At 58.9% G+C, this 17,974-nt stretch carries 10 protein-coding genes and 2 pseudogenes; 5 read left to right on the forward strand and 7 right to left on the reverse strand.

The genetic code is table 11. The features are described 5' to 3' along the window. Positions 1-115 precede the first annotated feature (115 nt). Both FOM02_RS28970 and FOM02_RS28975 read right to left on the reverse strand, forming a co-directional pair. On the reverse strand, positions 116-1,129 hold the full coding sequence (locus tag FOM02_RS28970; RefSeq protein WP_084334282.1) for a class I SAM-dependent methyltransferase: 1,014 nt from the start codon (positions 1,127-1,129) through the stop codon (positions 116-118). Positions 1,130-1,345: 216 nt separating this feature from the next. Beyond that, the gene (locus FOM02_RS28975; RefSeq protein ID WP_084334280.1) at positions 1,346-3,226 is read right to left on the reverse strand and encodes a Wzz/FepE/Etk N-terminal domain-containing protein; all 1,881 of its coding nucleotides are present in this window, start codon (positions 3,224-3,226) and stop codon (positions 1,346-1,348) included. 586 nt (positions 3,227-3,812) lie between these two features. Here FOM02_RS28975 and FOM02_RS28980 point away from each other — a divergent pair. From FOM02_RS28980 to FOM02_RS28990, 3 genes are all read left to right on the forward strand, one after another. Further along, on the forward strand, positions 3,813-5,312 hold the full coding sequence (locus FOM02_RS28980; RefSeq protein ID WP_265440328.1) for a polysaccharide biosynthesis/export family protein: 1,500 nt from the start codon (positions 3,813-3,815) through the stop codon (positions 5,310-5,312). 80 nt (positions 5,313-5,392) lie between these two features. After that, positions 5,393-5,653: a hypothetical protein gene (locus FOM02_RS28985; protein WP_199820232.1), complete on the forward strand. Its 261-nt coding sequence runs from the start codon at positions 5,393-5,395 to the stop codon at positions 5,651-5,653. A gap of 23 nt (positions 5,654-5,676) precedes the next feature. After that, a complete protein-coding gene (locus tag FOM02_RS28990; protein WP_108914365.1) occupies positions 5,677-6,102 on the forward strand; it encodes a VanZ family protein in 426 nt (141 codons plus the stop codon). A 220-nt stretch (positions 6,103-6,322) separates the two neighbouring features. Here the strand turns inward: FOM02_RS28990 and FOM02_RS28995 are convergent, their stop codons facing one another. The 5 genes and pseudogenes from FOM02_RS28995 to FOM02_RS29015 form a co-directional block, all read right to left on the reverse strand. Beyond that, positions 6,323-8,170: a hypothetical protein gene (locus FOM02_RS28995; protein ID WP_265440329.1), complete on the reverse strand. Its 1,848-nt coding sequence runs from the start codon at positions 8,168-8,170 to the stop codon at positions 6,323-6,325. A gap of 1,821 nt (positions 8,171-9,991) precedes the next feature. Further along, positions 9,992-10,582, reverse strand: a complete 591-nt coding sequence (locus FOM02_RS29000) for a DsrE family protein (protein WP_027559146.1) — start codon at positions 10,580-10,582, stop codon at positions 9,992-9,994. A 16-nt stretch (positions 10,583-10,598) separates the two neighbouring features. Beyond that, complete coding sequence (locus FOM02_RS29005; RefSeq protein ID WP_265442212.1) at positions 10,599-11,165, reverse strand: hypothetical protein; 567 nt, start codon at positions 11,163-11,165, stop codon at positions 10,599-10,601. A 77-nt stretch (positions 11,166-11,242) separates the two neighbouring features. Then, positions 11,243-12,288, reverse strand: a pseudogene (locus tag FOM02_RS29010) (TAXI family TRAP transporter solute-binding subunit). A gap of 801 nt (positions 12,289-13,089) precedes the next feature. Continuing rightward, complete coding sequence (locus FOM02_RS29015) at positions 13,090-15,777, reverse strand: AMP-binding protein (RefSeq protein ID WP_231164327.1); 2,688 nt, start codon at positions 15,775-15,777, stop codon at positions 13,090-13,092. A gap of 94 nt (positions 15,778-15,871) precedes the next feature. Here FOM02_RS29015 and FOM02_RS29020 point away from each other — a divergent pair, with 94 nt between their 5' ends. Together FOM02_RS29020 and FOM02_RS47230 are read left to right on the forward strand one after the other, a co-directional pair. After that, the gene (locus tag FOM02_RS29020) at positions 15,872-16,300 is read left to right on the forward strand and encodes a Rid family hydrolase (protein WP_322596911.1); all 429 of its coding nucleotides are present in this window, start codon (positions 15,872-15,874) and stop codon (positions 16,298-16,300) included. Positions 16,301-16,562: 262 nt separating this feature from the next. Continuing rightward, positions 16,563-16,758: pseudogene (locus FOM02_RS47230) on the forward strand (hypothetical protein); the annotation flags it as partial. Positions 16,759-17,974: the final 1,216 nt, after the last annotated feature.

Raw genomic sequence — 17,974 nt, forward strand, 5'->3', positions numbered from 1 at the left:
CAACCAGGCCTTCATCGGCCTCCCAAGCCATCGACACGCTGACTGTCATCGACATACGCGCAAGCGCGTAGGATCGAGTACGAGCGGTCGCAACTTTGAGCTGGATCTGCTCGACCTACGGCTTTCGGATCGCAAGATGGAGGTAGGGCTCATAAAAGGCGCTATCTATCCGCGGGCCATGGCGTCGCAGCCATCTTTCGAATGAGCGATCAAAAGCGAACCACTTTGCAAATTGGAGTAGATTGCCACGCTTCCAGCGATTCAAGCTACTGACCTGAAGCGCCGAAAGAGATCCCAACGCCAGCTCAAATTCATGGTAACTGGCGGCTCGGCCTGTTCTGGTCAAACGCAGGAGCGTTTCCGCTGTTATCGGTGGCCTCACTCTCTCATTGAAAGGGACGCGTGGACTGAGCCGTGAATAGTGCACGGCCAAGTCATCGGGCAGCCACATATAGAAGGGCAGCAACGAGGTATGTGAATCAAACCACCAAAGGCGGTTGGGAGTATCCATCACGATCAAATAGGCACCGCTGCGCAAGGAACGCCAGACTGACGAGAACGAATGCAGTTTTTCGTCGAGGGTCATATGTTCCACCGCTGCGAAAAATATAACAGCGTCGACTTCCGCTATTCGTTCTGCCGGAATCTCGGTAGCGTTCCCGTTTATCAGCTCAGCTTTAAGTCCGTAAATGGAAAGGCGCTCGTCGCCAACCGCTAGACTTCCCTTGTCAATGTCATACCCAATAACTTCGGCGCCTTGTTCGGCGAGGGCGATAGTTGAGCAACAAGTCCCGCACCCAATCTCGATAATCTTGGCGCCATCCAGACGAAACAGCGTATCGAGCCAGGGAACTACGGTTCTGCGATCTTCATGCGTGCGAGCAATAACATGGTCGTGCAGATCCTTCCTACCCGCCGGTGTGTCCCGATAACCTGGTGGATCACGAAAGTAGTGCGTTGCTAGAGCGGCTACGAGACGCTCCTGGCCAGAAGGTGAAAGAGGACGCTGGCGCACTCTCAAGCGTCGGCTTAGGTGGCGATACTTCAAAAAGCTGACAATCCGGTCGCGATCAAAGTAACCACTTCCAGTTCGTCCCACCGCAAGATTCGGAGCAAATTCTACGGACATGTTGCCGACTTTCAGCGTTTGATATCGATTATATCGTTGCGGTCCTCCGCGAACCTCAAGTCCAGAAAACACTAAAACCAGGGGAGCGTGACTTCCGGTCCTCTCGAGTTAGTCAGAACGCGAAACGGCAGCTTCGCGCTCCTCGCATGCGCCCCTGAGTGGTAGGCGTTGACCCTCAGTCCCCTTTGTCACGCATCATAGCCTGCGTGGCGTCCATCAAGATCGTAGTCCGTACCGTTTCACCAATTCCACATCTGCCTTGTTCAGCACGACCCCGAGCATGATTTCATCCATATCGCTACAGATCTTTCGCGCACGCTCGACGACGCCGACATTCATACGCCCAGCGTCTACAACAAGGACCAAGGAATCCAACAAATGTGCCGCGGCACGAACATCCATGGAACTCGTTTCGGCCGGCAGATCGACAATGACGTATTCATAAGCGTCACGAAGGATCTGACAAAGCCTGCTGAGCTTCTCAGAAGCCAGAACATCGCTTGCGTAGATCGGTCGAGAGCTATTGCCGACTGGAAGAAAGGCCAGCTGTGATTTTGAATCAGTCCACGTCGCTTCAGATACCGAAGCCGCTCCTGTCATAACATCAAGAATGCCAGACGAAGCGGTCGGAGCTAATTCGGCCGAGAGTGATCGATTTCGCAGATTGCAGTCTAGCAGAATTACTCGAGCTCCAGCCTGGGCCATAAGCAACGCCAATGCCGCTGCAACGGTGGACTTTCCTTCGCTCGGTTGCATGGAAGTAATTCCAATAACCTGATTTCGCTCGCCGCCACGGTTCATCGCATCGATGGCTAGCTTGATCTCGAGTAACGACTCGGCAAATCGGGACTGTGGTGCATCCGTAACGGTCCAGATTGGACTCGCCGTGCGCACGATGTTTCGCGATCGTGGACGGTCCGCCAAGGAAGGACTGGTTGGAGCACGCATGGCGCTAGGCATTGGGTCTTTTCGCATCGACGTGACCGGGCCGCTGAGGCTCGCCGACTTCGTCGGCTTCTTTTGAGCTCGGCCAGAGAACACTGCGGTCAACTTCGTCCAAACGTCCCCCGACGTGACCGTTGGGACGGCTACGATGCATGCAAGTTGAAGTCCCTTCCAGGCCTCCCAGCTGGCACGCGTGCCTCGTTCCATCAGATCGCGCAGCAGTCCGACAGCGATGCCAAGAAGCGTCCCCACAACGATTGATGTTCCAAGCACAATCCTGGGTTTTGGCCAAGTGGCCCTCAAGGGAGGCGACGCTCCGCTAACGAGACTGGCCACAAGCACCGGCGAGGACAGTTGTCGCGTGGCCTCCATCTTGCGCAGCACGAGGCGAAAATTGTCATAGGCGCTCTTGGATGATTCAGCAGCCGCGGCTAGTTCATCGATGGTAGCGGCCGACTCCCCTGCATCTTTCTTGTTTCTGCTGTAATCCTCAAATGCCTTTCTCGCCGCTGATGCTTGAGCGCTCAGTTCGCTCAATCGATCCTTGACCCATGTCTCATCTTGCAGGTCGGTCCTATCCAATTGATGGGTGATATATTTCTCTGCAACGGCGTTTAGGATCTGTGCCGCTCGATCCGGATCTCTGGATTCGAAGGTAAGCTCCACAAGATACGTGGGCCCGACGCGCTTGGCCGAAAGCCTGCGTTCAAACAACTCCACGGTACGGCGCACGGCGCTCGCTTTCGTTTCCGGCCTGCTCCAGCCAAGCATCCGGGATATCACGCCGCTACCATGGCCGGTCGCGAATTCAGGGTCTTCAGCAAGGCTGAGCTTCTCGATCACGGCAATAGCAATGCTGTCAGACTTCATGATTTCGATCTGACTTTGCACGATCGTTGCCACCGCGGCAGCGTCCGCAGTGGGCACCTTCGAGTCCACGATGAGCTGCGCCCTGGCAGTAAACGTGGGCACCGTGATGATGAGGTAAAGTATGGCGATGCCCATCGTTGCCAAACATGTCAGCGATATCATCAAAAGGCGTCGTCGTATGAAGGCTATCACTTCCGGCAAGGACACGATCGGTGCCGGACGAAATTCGGGCGGCGGCGTATTGTCTCGATTAACCCAGTTTTCCGTTGTTTGCTGCAGCATTTCCGTACCAACGCTGATAGTTGAGGCTCCGCGACGACAGCTAGATCAAGTCCACAGGCGACTTAACAAAAGGGTCCGTAGTGGAAGATGCAGCAGAACGCGTCTCATCAACGCGCAACACAATGCATCAACCGGTGATAGACGACCGCTGCGAGAAGAGGCCGAAGGCACGATGGGCAACGAATTTGATAGCCGCCAGACTGAAGAGGCAAACGACCGGCCTATACCGACGCTTGCTGAGTTGGCCCCGCTGTCGTCGGCCGAGTGTGCCGGAAACCTGGTGGGAGCCAGCAAATTGAGGAGGGACGCATAACTCATTCCAATCATTGCACTCTACTCTACGGCCCAATCGCACGTCTCCGGTTGAATCAGTACATTCCGGGTCACTGGTTGGGAAAGGCAATAAATGGGTAATTACAATGGTCCGTTGAGCCGCGGCACTACCGGATTAGAGTCGCGGCAGCCGTCCGTTGCGCTCATCCCGAATTCAATGGGGCCGATGGGACGTGGATGATCCAACAGGGCTCCGATCAATCGAAACATGGGTACGAAGGCCTGCCCCCTAGCGTCGATGAGGGAACGGAACGTGGGTTTTTCCCGATCGCTCTTACCCCAGCATCAGCAACGTTTGACGCATTGGCACCCGCCATCAAATTTGAAGGATTTTATCGTGGTGACCACGTCTGTACTGAAAGTTGCTTCCATGGCGATCTCCACACCGCGCAGTTTTCTCAAGGTTAATGCCTTTGGCAGCAACCTCGGTTGTTGCATCAAATGGGCCTTGGTGGCTGTTGGCCTGACATTTTCGATCACTCTCGCAAAGGCGGAATATCGCGTGAACGTCGGAGATGTACTAGAGGTCTCAGTCGCCGGTGTGCCCGACCTGCGGCAACGTGCTCCCGTTCAAATGGATGGGAACATTTCATTGGCGCTAGTAGGAACGCTTCCCGTGGCCGGCCTGCCCTTACCGCAGATCCGGGCCAAAATCGGAGCTGCGCTCGCCAGCAAGGTGTTTCGCCAGAGGAGCTCGGATGGTCGCGAGGTCGCGATCGTAATAGAAGCAGATGAGATCACGGCGACCGTGGCGGAGTACAGGCCGATATACATAAATGGAGACGTGTCGAGGCCGGGTGAATATCCTTATCGTCCGTCTATCACTGCACGCCAGCTCGTGGCCGTAGCAGGTGGCTACGACGTCCTTCGGATCAGAATGAATAACCCGTCTCTCGAGTCAGCGGACTTGAGAAGCCAGTATGGGTCGCTTTGGACAGAACTCGCCAAAGAACAGGCGCGCATGTGGCGCGTCAAGAGTGAGCTCGGAGAGGCAACGCAGCTCAACCCGGGCATTCTGACGGACGGGCCCGCAAGCCGATCGGCGATTTCCGAGATTCTCAATGCGGAACAGGAATATTTGAAGACGAAGCAGAGCGATTATCAGCAGGAGAAGGCGTACCTTCAACGCGGCGTTCGACAGGGAGATGACGAGGTTCGCGTGCTGTCGGAGCAACAGAAGAAGGATGACGAGGCACTCCAGACGGATCTCGACGATCTGCAAAAATCGACCGATCTGTACGGCAAGGGGGCGTTGATTAGCCCTAGAGTGACGGATGCGCGCCGCGCGGTTCTGGTGTCGTCAACCCGAAAGCTGCAGACTTCAGCGCAACTACTACAGGTCAAGAAGCTGCAGGACGAGTTTGTCAGAAGGCTGGCAAAGCTCGACGACCAGCGTAGGCTCGACCTGCTCCGAGAGCTGCAAGACTCCAGCGTCAAGCTCAATGAGATTCGCGAGAAGCTGCAGAGCGTCGGCGAGAAGCTTCAATACACCGCGATGGTTCGCTCGCAACTTCTACAAGGAGCCGGCAGCAAGCCGGACATTGCCATCATTAGGAAGGGCGAAAAGGGGCCGGATCGAATCGTCGCGAGCGAAGACACCGAGTTGCAGCCGGGTGACGCGGTGGAGGTCACGCTGCGATACCAGGATCTTCCTGACCTGCCTTTCCGAAAAGTGGGCAGTTTAGGCGCGCCGTCGGCGACGGGCCGGACTGACGTGACCGCCGCTGATTCGCCGCGGGTCGGCGCTAGGTGATGAGGACCGGGGGGGATCGTGGGCACCAGCAGATCCGGCCTCAGCCTGGTCTATTCGACGAGATCTACGTTAAGCCGGCCATGGGCGACGACGGCTCCGCCCTTGACGCCGCCCTCCGGTTGGCGTCGCGCAGCGGCGGGGTAAAAGACGCCGGGATGCCGATTCCCTTCCTCGGCCCTGAGCACCGGCAAGCCGAAATCGACAAGGTTCTCACTGAACCGATGGGCCTCGAACTTCCCTGCATGATCATGACCGCCGACGTTCGTCTTGAGCATGGCGCCGCGCGGCCTCCGATCAAGCACGTCAACGGCTCGGCCCGCGCGGATGCGCGCAGGCAATAGGGCAAAGCCGACAGGAACAACTCATGCCTCAGAAACTGCTTAAGTTCGCTGCTTGGGCCTGTCTGTGTGTCATTGCTTATTCGACCCTGTCGCCGCTAAGGGACAGACCAATTTTGACGTCGTCGAGTCTGGAGCATCTTGTAGCATTTGCCCTTCTCGGCATGGGCTTCTGCTTAGCATATCCCGGACGCACTCTTTCGGTCTTAACCATCGTATTGGGCAGCGCCGCGTTGCTTGAGCTTCTGCAATTGCTTACTCCGGATCGACACGCGCGAATCTTAGATGCACTCCAAAAAGTTGCTGGAGGCGCCGCAGGCGTTTTTGCCGGCAGCGCTGTCCTACGTTTCGAACGAGCACGTCTCTGGCTATCGCGCGACTCGACACCTGATCCATGTACTGAAATCCGCAACGAGGCTGTCCCGCGTCAGGCATCCAAACTGCACGATTGATCGACGCGCTGCCAAGCCGCCGTCTGCGGCCGTTATCATGAGACCATCGCGGGTCTTGCGAAGCTAGCCGCGGCGAGTTCATTTCTCGTTCGGGGCCTACTACGATAATACCTCCCGATCGAGCGCCAGCTGAGATCCGCAAAACGGCCTTGGGACAGCGACGCCTCGCGATCGAGCCATTGCGCTGATATCGATGGTGGATTGACACGTGCAGGCAAAACTAGCGGCGCAGCGCCTCCAGCCGCGCTTTCGCCGCCTCGACTCCTGCAGAGCCGGCCGCGGCATAAAGGGCTTTCGCTTTGCTCGCATTGCCGAGCGTGCCGTAAGTTCCCCATTTCGCAAGAACTAATGGATCGTAGGTTTCTGCCAGCGCGAAGCTCGCCTGCGCGCTGCCCATCTCGACGGCGCGCTCGAGTACAAGCCGTGCCGCGCCTATATCGCCCTGCCGGAGCAGCGCGCTCGCCCGCGCAACCAACCCTGCGGCCGCCGCAGCCCGCTCGGAAGCAGGTTGAGCGACAGCGCTGGCAGGCGCCGCGAGTGTCTGCTCGACGATTGGAGCGGCCACTTCGATGGATTTGTCCGGAGCGATCGAACCGGTCGTCACGACGCCTAACGTAGCGCCATGCGCTTTGCGGGCCTGGATCTCATACGCGCCGATTGCGCTTTGCGACAGCAGGAGATTCCGAGCCTGCGCGTCTGCCCTTGCGCGCAATTGCCTCAACTCGGCAGCACCGGCTTCCGCTGCTTGCTTCTGCAGCAAGACTTCCTCGTTCGCCTTTGCCGCCCGCGCCGTCTGGGTCTCGCTATCCCGATGCGCTGCCGCGAGATCCTGCTCGAGCCGCGCGGACCGCTCACGCTCCTTTTGCAGGTCCAGCGTGCCGCTCTCCCCTGCTGTTTTCAGCCGAGAGGACTCCTCGTCTCCTTTCGTCGCGAGCGCGGCCGCGGACTCCAAATCACGCCTCGCAGCCGCTAGATCCTGATCAAGCCGCGCGGACCGCTCGCGTTCCTGTCGCAGGGATGCCTGCAGCTTCGCCGCGTCGCTTTCGCTTGCCGCCTTCAGTCGGGAGGTTTCCTCACCCGCTTTCGTTGCGAGGGCGATCTGGGCCTCGAGACCGCGCCGCGTCGTCGCAAGATCCGCCTCCAACCGCGCGGACTTCTCGCGCTCCTGTTGCAGCTCGGCCTCGCCCCTGTCCCCCGACTCCCTCAGGCGGGACGCTTCCTCGTCCGCTTTCGCCGCGACTGCGACCTGTGTCTTGATCTCTCGTCGCGCGGCCGCAAGGTCTTGCTCCAGACGTGCGAACCTGTCGCGCTCGTCTGGGCCGCGAAGCCACATCGCGCCGCCCGCAGCTGCCTGCTTGAGTTCGGCCAATTTTCCTCCAGCCTTGCGGGCTTGAGCCTCATAGGCGTCAATTGCGCTCCGCGCCAAAGAAAGGTCGTCTGCCGGCGCATCGGCCCTTGCGCACGATTGCCTTGGCCCGGCTGCGCCGCTCTCCCCCGCTCGCTTCAGCCGGGACACCTCCGCGTCAGCCTGTTTTGCGAGTGCAGTCTGGGCCTCGACGTCACGGCGCGCTGCCGCGAGATCCTGTTCCAGCCTTCCTGCCTGCTCACGCGCCTGTTGCAGGGCGTTCTGCAGCTCCGCACCGCCCTGCGCGGTCTGCTTCACCCTGGCAGCGTCTTCGAGCGCTTTCGTCGCCAGTGCCGCTTGAACTTCGACGTCGCGTCTTGCTGCCGCAAGATCCTGCTCCAACCACTCCGCCCGCCCGCGCTCCTGCTCGATACGCTGCAGCAGGCCAATATCAAGCCTTGCACTGGAGAGTTCACAGGACAGTCTCTCTCCCCAATGGGAATCCTGTTCCGGAGACTTTCCAATCTCGGTGGACGTTTCCTGCACAACCGGCGCCGATTTGTCTTTGCCGCCTCGGCCCGGTGGCACGGCTTCGGGATTGCTGTCCTGTGTCGCTCTCGGAGAATCGAGATTGCGAGCAGCCGTCACGTGTTGCGCATCTGCAGAGGGGCGCGCCGCATCGGGCGACGCTCGTGTTTCCGGCGCGCACGCCATTGCGAACATGGCGACGCTCGTCCACAAGAGCGCGGGTCGTCCCATCTTGAGCAGGTGGCTAGGCGACGAGCCTACACCTACATTCTCGAGGAGAACCGTGCGATCCACTGCAATTACCCATCGCATGGCGATACGATCTGTTGAGGTGCGGCATTATGCGCCCCGCCTCGGCGCGGAGCCTATAATCCGCATGGAGGACCCACCCGCCCCTTTCGGGTTAGGTTGTGGATCGCGGCTTTATGGGACCTGCTCTTCTCCTGCAGTTCCAACACGCGCACGTCCCCTCACTCCACCGCCTCCGCCTGGCGAACAATCGGGATGCCCTCTTTTTCGGCCTTGCGGATCCTTTCCTGGCCGTCCTCCATACGGGCCATTCATGCGTGGTGGCCACATCTGTTCGCGCCATGAACAAGTTCGAGCCCGTGTTTTCACCCCCCATCTTTTGACCCCAGAGAGGCAACGCGCAGGAGACGCTCCCGGTGCCGTCTCGTTATCTTCATGGTGAAAGCCTCAGGTCGTTTGAAGGTCTGACGGCACGGCCGGACTCCAGCTAGCCTTCGGCGACGCAGGACATGGGCCCCGCATGGTAACTATCGTTTGGCCGAAATACCCCCAAATTTCCAGGTCAACCTTCTGCAGAGGAGGGTTACTGTTAAGTGGCGCAGGATGGAGGGCTGACTGTTCCCGCCTCTCTGCACCATTTGCTAAAAATGATCGGCGGCTGAGCCAGGTTCGCTTAGTCCCAGTCCTGCATGGTGGATAAAGATGATCGACGAGCGGTTGGTGCGCCTGAAGGTATACAGTAACAACATCCATCGCTATCGCCGATTGCTCAGAGGCACGCTGACGGAGCAAGAGCGGCAATTCGTGGAAAGACGTCTAAGGGATGAACAGTTGGCGATGCAGAGCCTAACGGCGGACGGCCTGCCGCTAGACGACTCGAGATGTACATGAAAGAGGCTGCCCTCTGCGTGACCAATCCGTCGTTGCTTGGTTGGGCCGAACGCACCGTCAACAAGCTCAAGCAGGCGCGCTTCGCCCTCGGCTAACTTCCTGAGTACTGTTTCCGCCGTGCTGAGGATTCCAATGTTGCCCGACCGCGACGGAGCAGCAAACCTTCATCGGCCCACGCACGTCACGACGGCCCGGAAGAGAAGGCTTGCTCCCGGTTCCAATGCCGCCACTCCGGCAGCAACGAATGGGACGCTACAGGCGCAAGCGTCCCTTTAGATTTCGTCGGTATGCGCGAACGTCGATCCAGCTTTTGCTTTGGATTGTGCGCCACTTCAAAAGCCCAACAAAGAACGGAGCGGCTTCAGCCGCCGGACGATATCACCGTTGCGCGATTCGGGCCGCGAGATCTGGTCCGACATGCCTCCCACGAGTTCGCTTTTGGTAAGCGACAAGTCTAGCGACTGAGCCAAAACGAAAGAAAACGGCCCGCCGAGCTGAAATCGGCGGGTCTTCTAACGGCACTATTCGGGCCGCGAGCCAGAAAGGACGACCGTCTAGTGCGTCTTGGTCATTTCAATTTCCCAAGCGAGACGGTCGGCTTTGGTAGTCGGCCCTTGTTTTGCGTCAGCGCAGATCGCGAGCACCATCGCCACGAGCCGCGATTTGAACTTACCGAGTGCAGTGGCACCGTCCTGCAAATGAGCTTCAGGGGCCGCTGTTATTCCCGATCCGATGGTTGGTAGCCGTAGGTCTCGAGCAAAAGTTCGGATTTGGGACACATCGAGGGGCGGACACTCGGGATCTCACCCGACCCAGTCCCCTGGGAGGGGCTTGTTGCCCCTGCCCGCCCTGAAGAGGTCCCGTCCCCTCCAGCTCTCACGGCTTCACGTAGGCCCATCCCTTTTCCTGCAACTCCATCACGCGCACAACGCCCGATTTCACGACGTCCGCCCCCTTGATGATCGGTATGGACTTGTTCTCCGCCTTTTGCATCCTCTCCTGGGTGTTAGCGCATGCCTTGAACGACACTTCAGGCGAGCTGAGGGCCATCTCCTCGATTCGAGCTTTCACCGGCGAGGTATCGTCGCGCAGCATGTGCAGGCCAGGGCCGAACGTAACCACCTCGATTTTCACCTTTTCCCCAATACCCCTGTAGTATTCGGTCACGTTCGCTGCGTTGTTGAGGGTGAGGTTCATGGCAGCGGGATCATTGGTATTTACCTGCAGGACCAGATGATGCTCCTTTTTCGGGGCGACCGGATTGTGCATGCGCGCAAACGCAGATCGCCTGCTTGTTTCGGCCGCAGCCCGCGACTTCCGAAACTTCTGGGCTTCCGGCGCCCGCTCAGTCGCAGGCTGCGTATTCATTGTCCAATAGTTATGCTGGGCCGCCGCGAATGATGTAAAGGCCAACCCCGCGATGGTACCCACCACGATCAATTTTGTCACATATTCAAGATTACGCACTGTACTCTCCATCTAATCAACGAGCGCCATTCTCAACTGCCGGCCTTGCGACTGAGCGCGGCCATTTACAAATCGCGGCCATCCTCGCGCGCATCGTGTCCAATCCTGAGAGCGAGAATGTTGCCTCGTGAGCAACTCCGGCAGGGGATGAAAGGCGGACCATGAGGTCCGCATTATTCGGGAGCGAGTGCAGCAAGCCAACAATATCGCCCGCAATGGCGACACCAGAACCAAAGGTCGGCACGATGGCCGCGACCTGCACTGGCTGGCCGCCATTGATACGATAGGAGATCAAGTAGTGGTCGCCCGCGCCGGAAATGCCGTTTCCCGCAAAGGACATTTCTGTTCGTCCGGCGCGGCACCGAATCGATAGCTTCATCGACGGCTCGGCTGAACCGGCGCGCGGTGATGCCGTCGCCGTAACGATTGGGGAATAATCGACGGGCGAGGTCGTCTCACTGATCATCCAGTTATCGGCTCTCGAGGCCTCGGAACGGGACGGCGCGGGCGTCTGCGATAGTTTGTCGAAGCACTCCAGACGCGCCTCACGTCCCATCTGAGAACACGCACGAAGCTGCGCCATGGGATCCTCCATTCCTTGTGCCAGGGCAACCCCGTTGATGACGGCAGTTGCAATAAGGAATGGAGCGGCGATCCTGGTCATTGCGATGCCTGTGTCGTGCGTGGCTGACGATCGATCCACGCCTGGGCGGAAGGAAAGCGCGTGAGACCCGGCACTGTCGCTCCGAGGTTGATTGATCTCCACTTCGCGTCAAAGCCCGGTCCCTGCAACTTGTCGATCCGCGAGAACAGATAATCGACGAAACGTTCAACGCGCTGGAACCGGTTGGAGTTGCCGGCCAATTGAATGCAACGAGCGCGGTGGGTACAGCGATCGTGGCCACGCGTTCACCCTGCTTGATCAGATTTGGGTAATCGGCGGCGTCGAGGGTCGCGGGAAGATAATAATCCTCGAACTTGCTCTCATACGGGACGGAGAGAAACTTGAAGCCCGGCTCAAATCGGCCTTTCACAAATGCGTCGACCGGCTTCGATGTAATGAAAACTACGGCGGCGAACTCGCCTTTGCGCATCTGCTCAAGGGCGATTTGATGCGGAATGAAGGTCTTCTCTACCTCGATGCCGAGGCGACTGAAGATCAGCGGTCCGGAATAGGCCGCAGCGGTCCCCTGGCTGTTGAAATTCACCTTCTTGCCAGCGAGGTCGCTCAGATTTTGAATCTCCGGTCGAACGAATATCTGCAGTTCGGACGGGAACAGGCGCAAGACGTAGGCAATTCGTCGCTGGATGTCCGGCACCTGGCTCTTGTATTCCTCAAGCGCGTCGGAATTGATGATCGCTGCGTCAATCCCCCGTAGGTACAGCAGCGAATTAAGGTTTTCCGTGGCGCCACGTGTCACCACAGGCAGAACGTGCAGATTGTCGCCATCATCGACAACACGGGCCATCTCGGCGGCCAAGCGGATCGGCGCCCCCTCGAGAAGTCCACCGGCGAGGCCGACCGTCCAGGCGTTCATTGCCAGAACTTCTGGCTTGAGCGGAGATGCTGCTGTCCGGGCCGGGCTCGCGCTGTGAGACCGTGCACGCTGCTGGCGCGCATCCGACGGAGAGGGCCCGAGGGCCAGGAGCACCGGCACGAGTGCAACAAGCAAGAAACGCGCGCGCAATTTGATAGACCTATTCATCAACCAACTCCCTTGTACAATACGACCCTCCTAGCGATTTCGTTCGTGTCACGGAGACCGCTCTAGCGACGCTAGCGCTTCGAATCGCGCTTCGCCCGTATGGAGGGAATTATTCGCAGTATTATTGGCTGCCTGTGCGCTTCGTCACGAGAGACCGGCGCATCGGAAGGAGAAATCGCTACGAGAGCAGTCGCAAACCGCAACGGAGCCACCAGATGTCTCGTCATCCGGTGAGGAAATGACACTCGATCCGAGCGAAGGCGCGAGTAGGCTACCCCACGAGAGCTGTCGTCGTTGCGAGTGACGATGCTTTCATGCCTCGGCGCGTCCATTATCACCTGTCGCATGGTGATACCGCCCATCGTGATGCGGCATACTAGGCGACCCCGCTAGCGGATGCTATGCCTCGCATGGGTGACCCTCACCTACCCCCTTTGGGTTGCTGAAGGTGCCGCTCGACCCAGCATTTGGCGAAGCGCGCCCGCGCGGCCGATCATCGCAAGCAAGCCTTGGCGGAATGGCTGGAAGCCCAGGACGTGCGTGACGGCAATGGTGGCGAGATGGCGTAGCGGCAGAAGCCGTGCCCCCGCTAATGTTCATGAACGGCGCCGGCGACCTGGACCAGAAGCGCCACCAAGACCTGTGCGATACTCTGCAATATCCGCCGTGAGTCATCTGCGGAGATGGCTACGACGATCATGAGGTCAGCTCGGGTCAATACCGGAAGTCCCCAAGAAATCTGATTGAGCGATGCGGCGGTGAATCGATCGTGATGAGATCGTCCGACTCAAGTTTCGAGTCTCACGGTGTGTCACCGATTTTCTCCCCGTGAGAAAACATTGGCGACGCGTGCTGTTCAATGGCAGAGGGTGCACCATCAACCAGAGCATCGATCCTTTGCCGCAGATGATCAACCAGCCGTGCCGCACCGACGCTCAGGCAGCCCTGATGTCCCCAAGGCACCTGGACGACTTCCAATCGAGAACTGAGACGCCGCCATCCCTGACCATCGTGTTCGGCGGCGTAGAAAACCACGGGGACGTCGAGCGGGGCCGGAAGATATCGCGCCATCGCGAAGGAATAGGCGTCCCACAGCGGCCGTGGAACTTCGGAGTTGGCGATTACAATCGGCTTGCTCGCCGAACGCTTGGCGTACCGCTCCAACTGTGCCATTAGCTCAAAGATTTGGCGCAAGACGCGACTTGGAACCAGGGGCTTCATCAGCGCGACGATCGCTCGCGTCAGCGCACGGGCATTAACGGTCGGTGGGTCGACCATCGCAACCATTTGAACCTTGTGTCCAGCAGCCATCAGCTGGCGCGCTGTTTCGAACGCCACCATTGCGCCGTTACATTTTCCGCCCAGGAAGAAAGGGCCATGAGCTTGCTGTTTCAGGATAAGCGGCAGGTGGTCGGCGGCCATCTGCTCGATCGAGGGCGGGACAGACTCTCCACGAAGACCTTGCGGATTGATGGAGATGATCGGATGATCGGGACCGAGCAGCTCAACCATCCGCCGCACGCTCGCGTGTCCTCTTACGAGGTCCCCATTGAAGAAGTGCAAGGGGTGTCGATTCCCGCCGGCGTGAAAGTGGATGAACGACGTCGCTTGGGTGTCGATTTGCGTGTCAATCTTTCGGACGAGTTGCCGGACGGTTTCCGCGCCGAACAGGATCTTTTCCGGTACGGCTTGGCCGATCAGCTGTTCGAGCTGAATCAGCATCTCCATTGCGAGCAGTGAGTCACCTCCGCTTGCGAAGAAATCATCGTCGAGTGTAACGGCATCGGACTTGAGCAACTTCCGCCATAGCGTTAGCAATTCGCCTTCCAGGTCCAGCGCCCTCTGGCGCACAACAGGCGCAGGCATTGTCCCCTGATGATCTGGCAGGTCGCGGAGCGACTGACGCAGCTGTCCGCGCAGCACTTTTCCCGTCGGGCCCCTTGGCAGCTGGTCGAGGATCACAATGCGCCGCGGAACCTTGAAAGATGCCAACTCACGTTGCAAGAACTCGCGAAGCTCCGCAGGTGTCGTAAGCGTCCCATGTCGAGCAATGATCGCGGCCGCGACGTCCTCGCCAAGACGTGGATGAGGAATGGCAAAGGCGGCAGCCTCGGCTACCGCCGGATGGCGCAGCAACGCAGATTCGATCTCCGCAGGGGCAATCTTCTCACCGCCGCGATTGATCATCTCGCTTAGGCGGCCATGCAAGGAAAGAAAGCCGTCTTCGTCAAGGCTGCCAATATCGCCCGTGCGAAACCAACCATCTACGAAAGCAGCTTGATTGAGTGCCGGCAGATCGAAATAGCCGGAGAACACCGTCGGGCCACGAACCCAGATCTCGCCGCGCTCGCCCGCTGTTAGGAAATGTCCATCCTCGTTAACGACGGCCAGAGTATCAGGCCAAGGTTGGCCGCAAGTTCCTGGCCTATTCGCGCCAGGCGGCGGCAGATTGGCTGCGATCTGCGCTGCCTCGCTGGAGCCGTAATGCTCCAGCACAGGCACGCCCAAGATCCGCTGCAGGCCATCTTGTACGTCTGTCGGCAGCGGCGCGCCGCCCGATACGACGAACCGTAAGGTGTGCGCCGCCTGCACATCCTCGATACTTCTTGCTTTGTCCAGAACTGCAGCGTGAAGCGTGGGCCCTGCCGAGTACCAGGTCGCCCGAAGGGCATCGAACCACTCATCGAGCGCCACGATGGCGTAGTTCGCCGGGACCGCAATGCTGCCGCCGGTCAGGAGCGGTGTGAAGACAGTTACTTTAAGCCCATGAGAATAGAAAGGGGGCGACACGCTCAGGCAACGGTCCTGGGGCGTGAGGCCGAACCAGGCCTGAAGACGGGTGGCCGCCGCCAGCATATTGCTGTGGCTGAACGGAATGAGCTTTGGCTGCGCGGTCGTGCCTGACGTCTGCAGGATGAAGGCGGGCGAGCGTGGACTAGGTTCAGCGTCGATCGCAGGGGAGTCGGCTGCCCGCACGGCGACATGGAATCCAAGCTGGCGGTGTCCGACCGGAACGGCTTCGATGATAGCAATCCCGCTCCGATCAGCGGCTTGCCGAGCTTCAGAACTACAGTCCTGCGGCACCAGAAGAGCGCTCAGGCGCAGCATGTCGATGCGCTGGTCGATCTCTGCAGGGGACAGCCGCGGATCAAGAGGAACTGCGATGCTGCAGCAGGCGACTGCCACGATGGCAAGAACCGCCTCCGGACCGCTCGGCATGAGCACCCCGATCCGGGCGCTGCAATCGAACCCACCCAAACGCAACTGCCCGCGGATATCGTTCAACCGGCGCTGAAGATCGCCGTACGTCAGCGGTGCAAACGTGGTGGAGACGATCGCAGGTCGGTGGGGGTACCGGCTGGCAGTCCGACCAATGGCTTGGCCCAGAGTGTTTTGCGCTTCGGCTTCTGTGCCATCAGAGGAGAACGAGATTCTCTTGGAGCAATTCACACGAGGCGACTTCGCGGTCTCTCGGAGCAAGTCTTTCACAGAAGCCTCTACCACCTCAGGCGGCCAGATAAGGCCACCGCAATTGCCCGTCGCAAAGATTACGCTCGCTCTCCCCCAGATCAGACAACTGGCAATGATGAGTACCCCGGAAAGACAAGCGAATTTCGCCTATGTTATTTCCTTTTTTGACAGATCGCCTTTTGGGTCACTAGCGGACCTCGGCTTCACTCGCGCTGCGTGTGAGGAATTGCTCCACGAAGTTGTCGAGCACAATGGCGGCCGGATCGTCCCCGAGAACACGAGCCTTGATATGGCTGGCCAAGCGAGCGATGTGCTTGGCCAATTGTCGCGTTTATTGGAAACTCGGGAGTCTGACCGATCCCATGTCCTTCAGACCACTATCTTCGTCACGAAGCTTAGTGAGAAGGCCGCATTCAATGCGGCTTGGAAGCATTCTTCGCTGAGGCTGCTCTTCCCGCACGGGCGGTCGTCGGAGTCGCTGACCAGCCCCGGCGTCAAACTCGAGATGACCGCAATCGCGATCTGCCGAGCTTCGGCCTAGAGGCACGCTTCGGAAGACCGTCGAGATCTCCCAAGCCCCTTACTCTTAAGTCGGGGCGGGAACGTCGCCTTCCGCAAGCATGCGTCTGCCGTGGCCGAGATCAGTGTTCCTTTTGTCGAGCCGCAAGCGAGGCGTGCCGGGGGCGCTCGCACCAGTTGAAAATTGCACAGAATATCAACCATTAGGCGACCAGACGATCCAAACTCGAACTGCTCATTAAGATCGGATCTCAAGGTCCTTGAATGGAGCATTCCCGGCAGCTCATGCCGACATCGCTGACATCGAGGTGACCTCGTCGAGGAAAAAGACGATAAGGTCAGCCGCTTGGCGTTAAAGGCCTGGGCGAGATCGGGATCGTGGGTACGGCGGCAGCCGTCGCCAATGCAATTTTCAATGCGACGGGACGGTGTGTGCGCGACTTTCTGATCACGCCGGACAGGCTGATCGCCGACGCTTGAGGCCTAACAATGTGCCGGCCTTGGGATCGAGCGGCATCGGGCGTGCCATCGGGATGGAGCCCCCGCGTCAAGCCGGGTCGCTCTTCGTTCCGTTCGGGCCTTGGGCCTTGTCACTTGGACCCCCGGATGCTGTCCGTATTTAAGCCCAGTGTCCTAAGTTGAATCCGGCAGTGTCCAAATTTGCTTTCGGGACTTCCCCGGAAATCTCTGGTTCTAACCCCAATGACTTATGGAACTAACCGGCCCGGCAAGGCATCTATTCGGTGCCTCCAGCCGAAAGGTTACCCCCCCAACTGCTGGTGGAAAACTCGCGTCGGGCGAGTTGGCGGCCCCCACTTGGGGCCGTTTAAAATTCTAGCGCATGCAATTGCGGTGCTGCCGATCTGCGGACGATTAGGACGGAGAAGTGCACCGAAAATCTGGCACCACGCCGACTCAATTGCTTCGATGCCAAGGGCGGACAGCAAGCAAACCGGACGAATTGTTTGCCGGCGGATTACTCCCAAGGACGGAGGTTCTCATCGGCGCCTTTCCGTTGTTCAGTACCAAGTAGTGCCGTTGGGCGATTGAATTCTTTGCAGGCCGGCTTCGGCCATGAATTGGTATTGTGGCACCGAAAATCGATTTTGTTGCTGAGCGAGCTGCGAAATTGCGGAGGAAAGGTCTTAGACGCCGGGCTCCATTGGTTCTTCAGTACCGTCGGTCGAAGAAGTCTTCGTGCCGAGCGAACAGTCGAATATGCCCGTCCAATGCGCCCGTCCGTCTAGCGCCACGCTGTTGCGATCGTTCGAGCAGAATTGGGCACGCGCCGCCGAGGATTCCATGTCGCGATCGGCCGAAATCCAGCTCAAGTTTCCGCCGGGCTCACGAATTCAGGTAAGGCCGGCCGCCGGTCCTCGCTTAGCTGGAAGGACCGGGACTGTGATTGGGGCCGGATACTACCCCAAAAGCCTTCGCGTGATCTTGGACGGATCGAAGGGACCAATCACCCTTCATATGAACTTCGTGGCAATGGTCGACACATGAAGCGACCGCGGCTGGGGCGGTGGCGCTCTTCGACGAGTGGCACGTTTGGAGTTACCCCAGAAGTATAGTTGGCCTCTCATCCAGAGAGAGGCCGCTTTTTTGGCGGATTTCAGCCAATCTGTTGATGGTTGTTCCTTGCTTGGGGCGGGTCCTTTAATTTGGAGCCTGCGATGTTCAAGCAAGTAGTTTC

This window comes from Bradyrhizobium sp. SEMIA (assembly GCF_014844175.1).
Lineage (GTDB): Bacteria > Pseudomonadota > Alphaproteobacteria > Rhizobiales > Xanthobacteraceae > Bradyrhizobium > Bradyrhizobium arachidis.

What these genes read in the sequence shown, in the direction of transcription:
- FOM02_RS28970 (WP_084334282.1), bottom strand. Translation starts at nt 1,129, where the DNA reads ATGTCCGTAGAATTTGCTCCGAATCTTGCGGTGGGACGAACTGGAAGT.
- FOM02_RS28975 (WP_084334280.1), bottom strand. Translation starts at nt 3,226, where the DNA reads ATGCTGCAGCAAACAACGGAAAACTGGGTTAATCGAGACAATACGCCG.
- FOM02_RS28985 (WP_199820232.1), top strand. Translation starts at nt 5,393, where the DNA reads ATGGGCGACGACGGCTCCGCCCTTGACGCCGCCCTCCGGTTGGCGTCG.
- FOM02_RS28990 (WP_108914365.1), top strand. Translation starts at nt 5,677, where the DNA reads ATGCCTCAGAAACTGCTTAAGTTCGCTGCTTGGGCCTGTCTGTGTGTC.
- FOM02_RS28995 (WP_265440329.1), bottom strand. Translation starts at nt 8,170, where the DNA reads ATGTTCGCAATGGCGTGCGCGCCGGAAACACGAGCGTCGCCCGATGCG.
- FOM02_RS29005 (WP_265442212.1), bottom strand. Translation starts at nt 11,165, where the DNA reads ATGGCGCAGCTTCGTGCGTGTTCTCAGATGGGACGTGAGGCGCGTCTG.
- FOM02_RS29020 (WP_322596911.1), top strand. Translation starts at nt 15,872, where the DNA reads ATGATGAGTACCCCGGAAAGACAAGCGAATTTCGCCTATGTTATTTCC.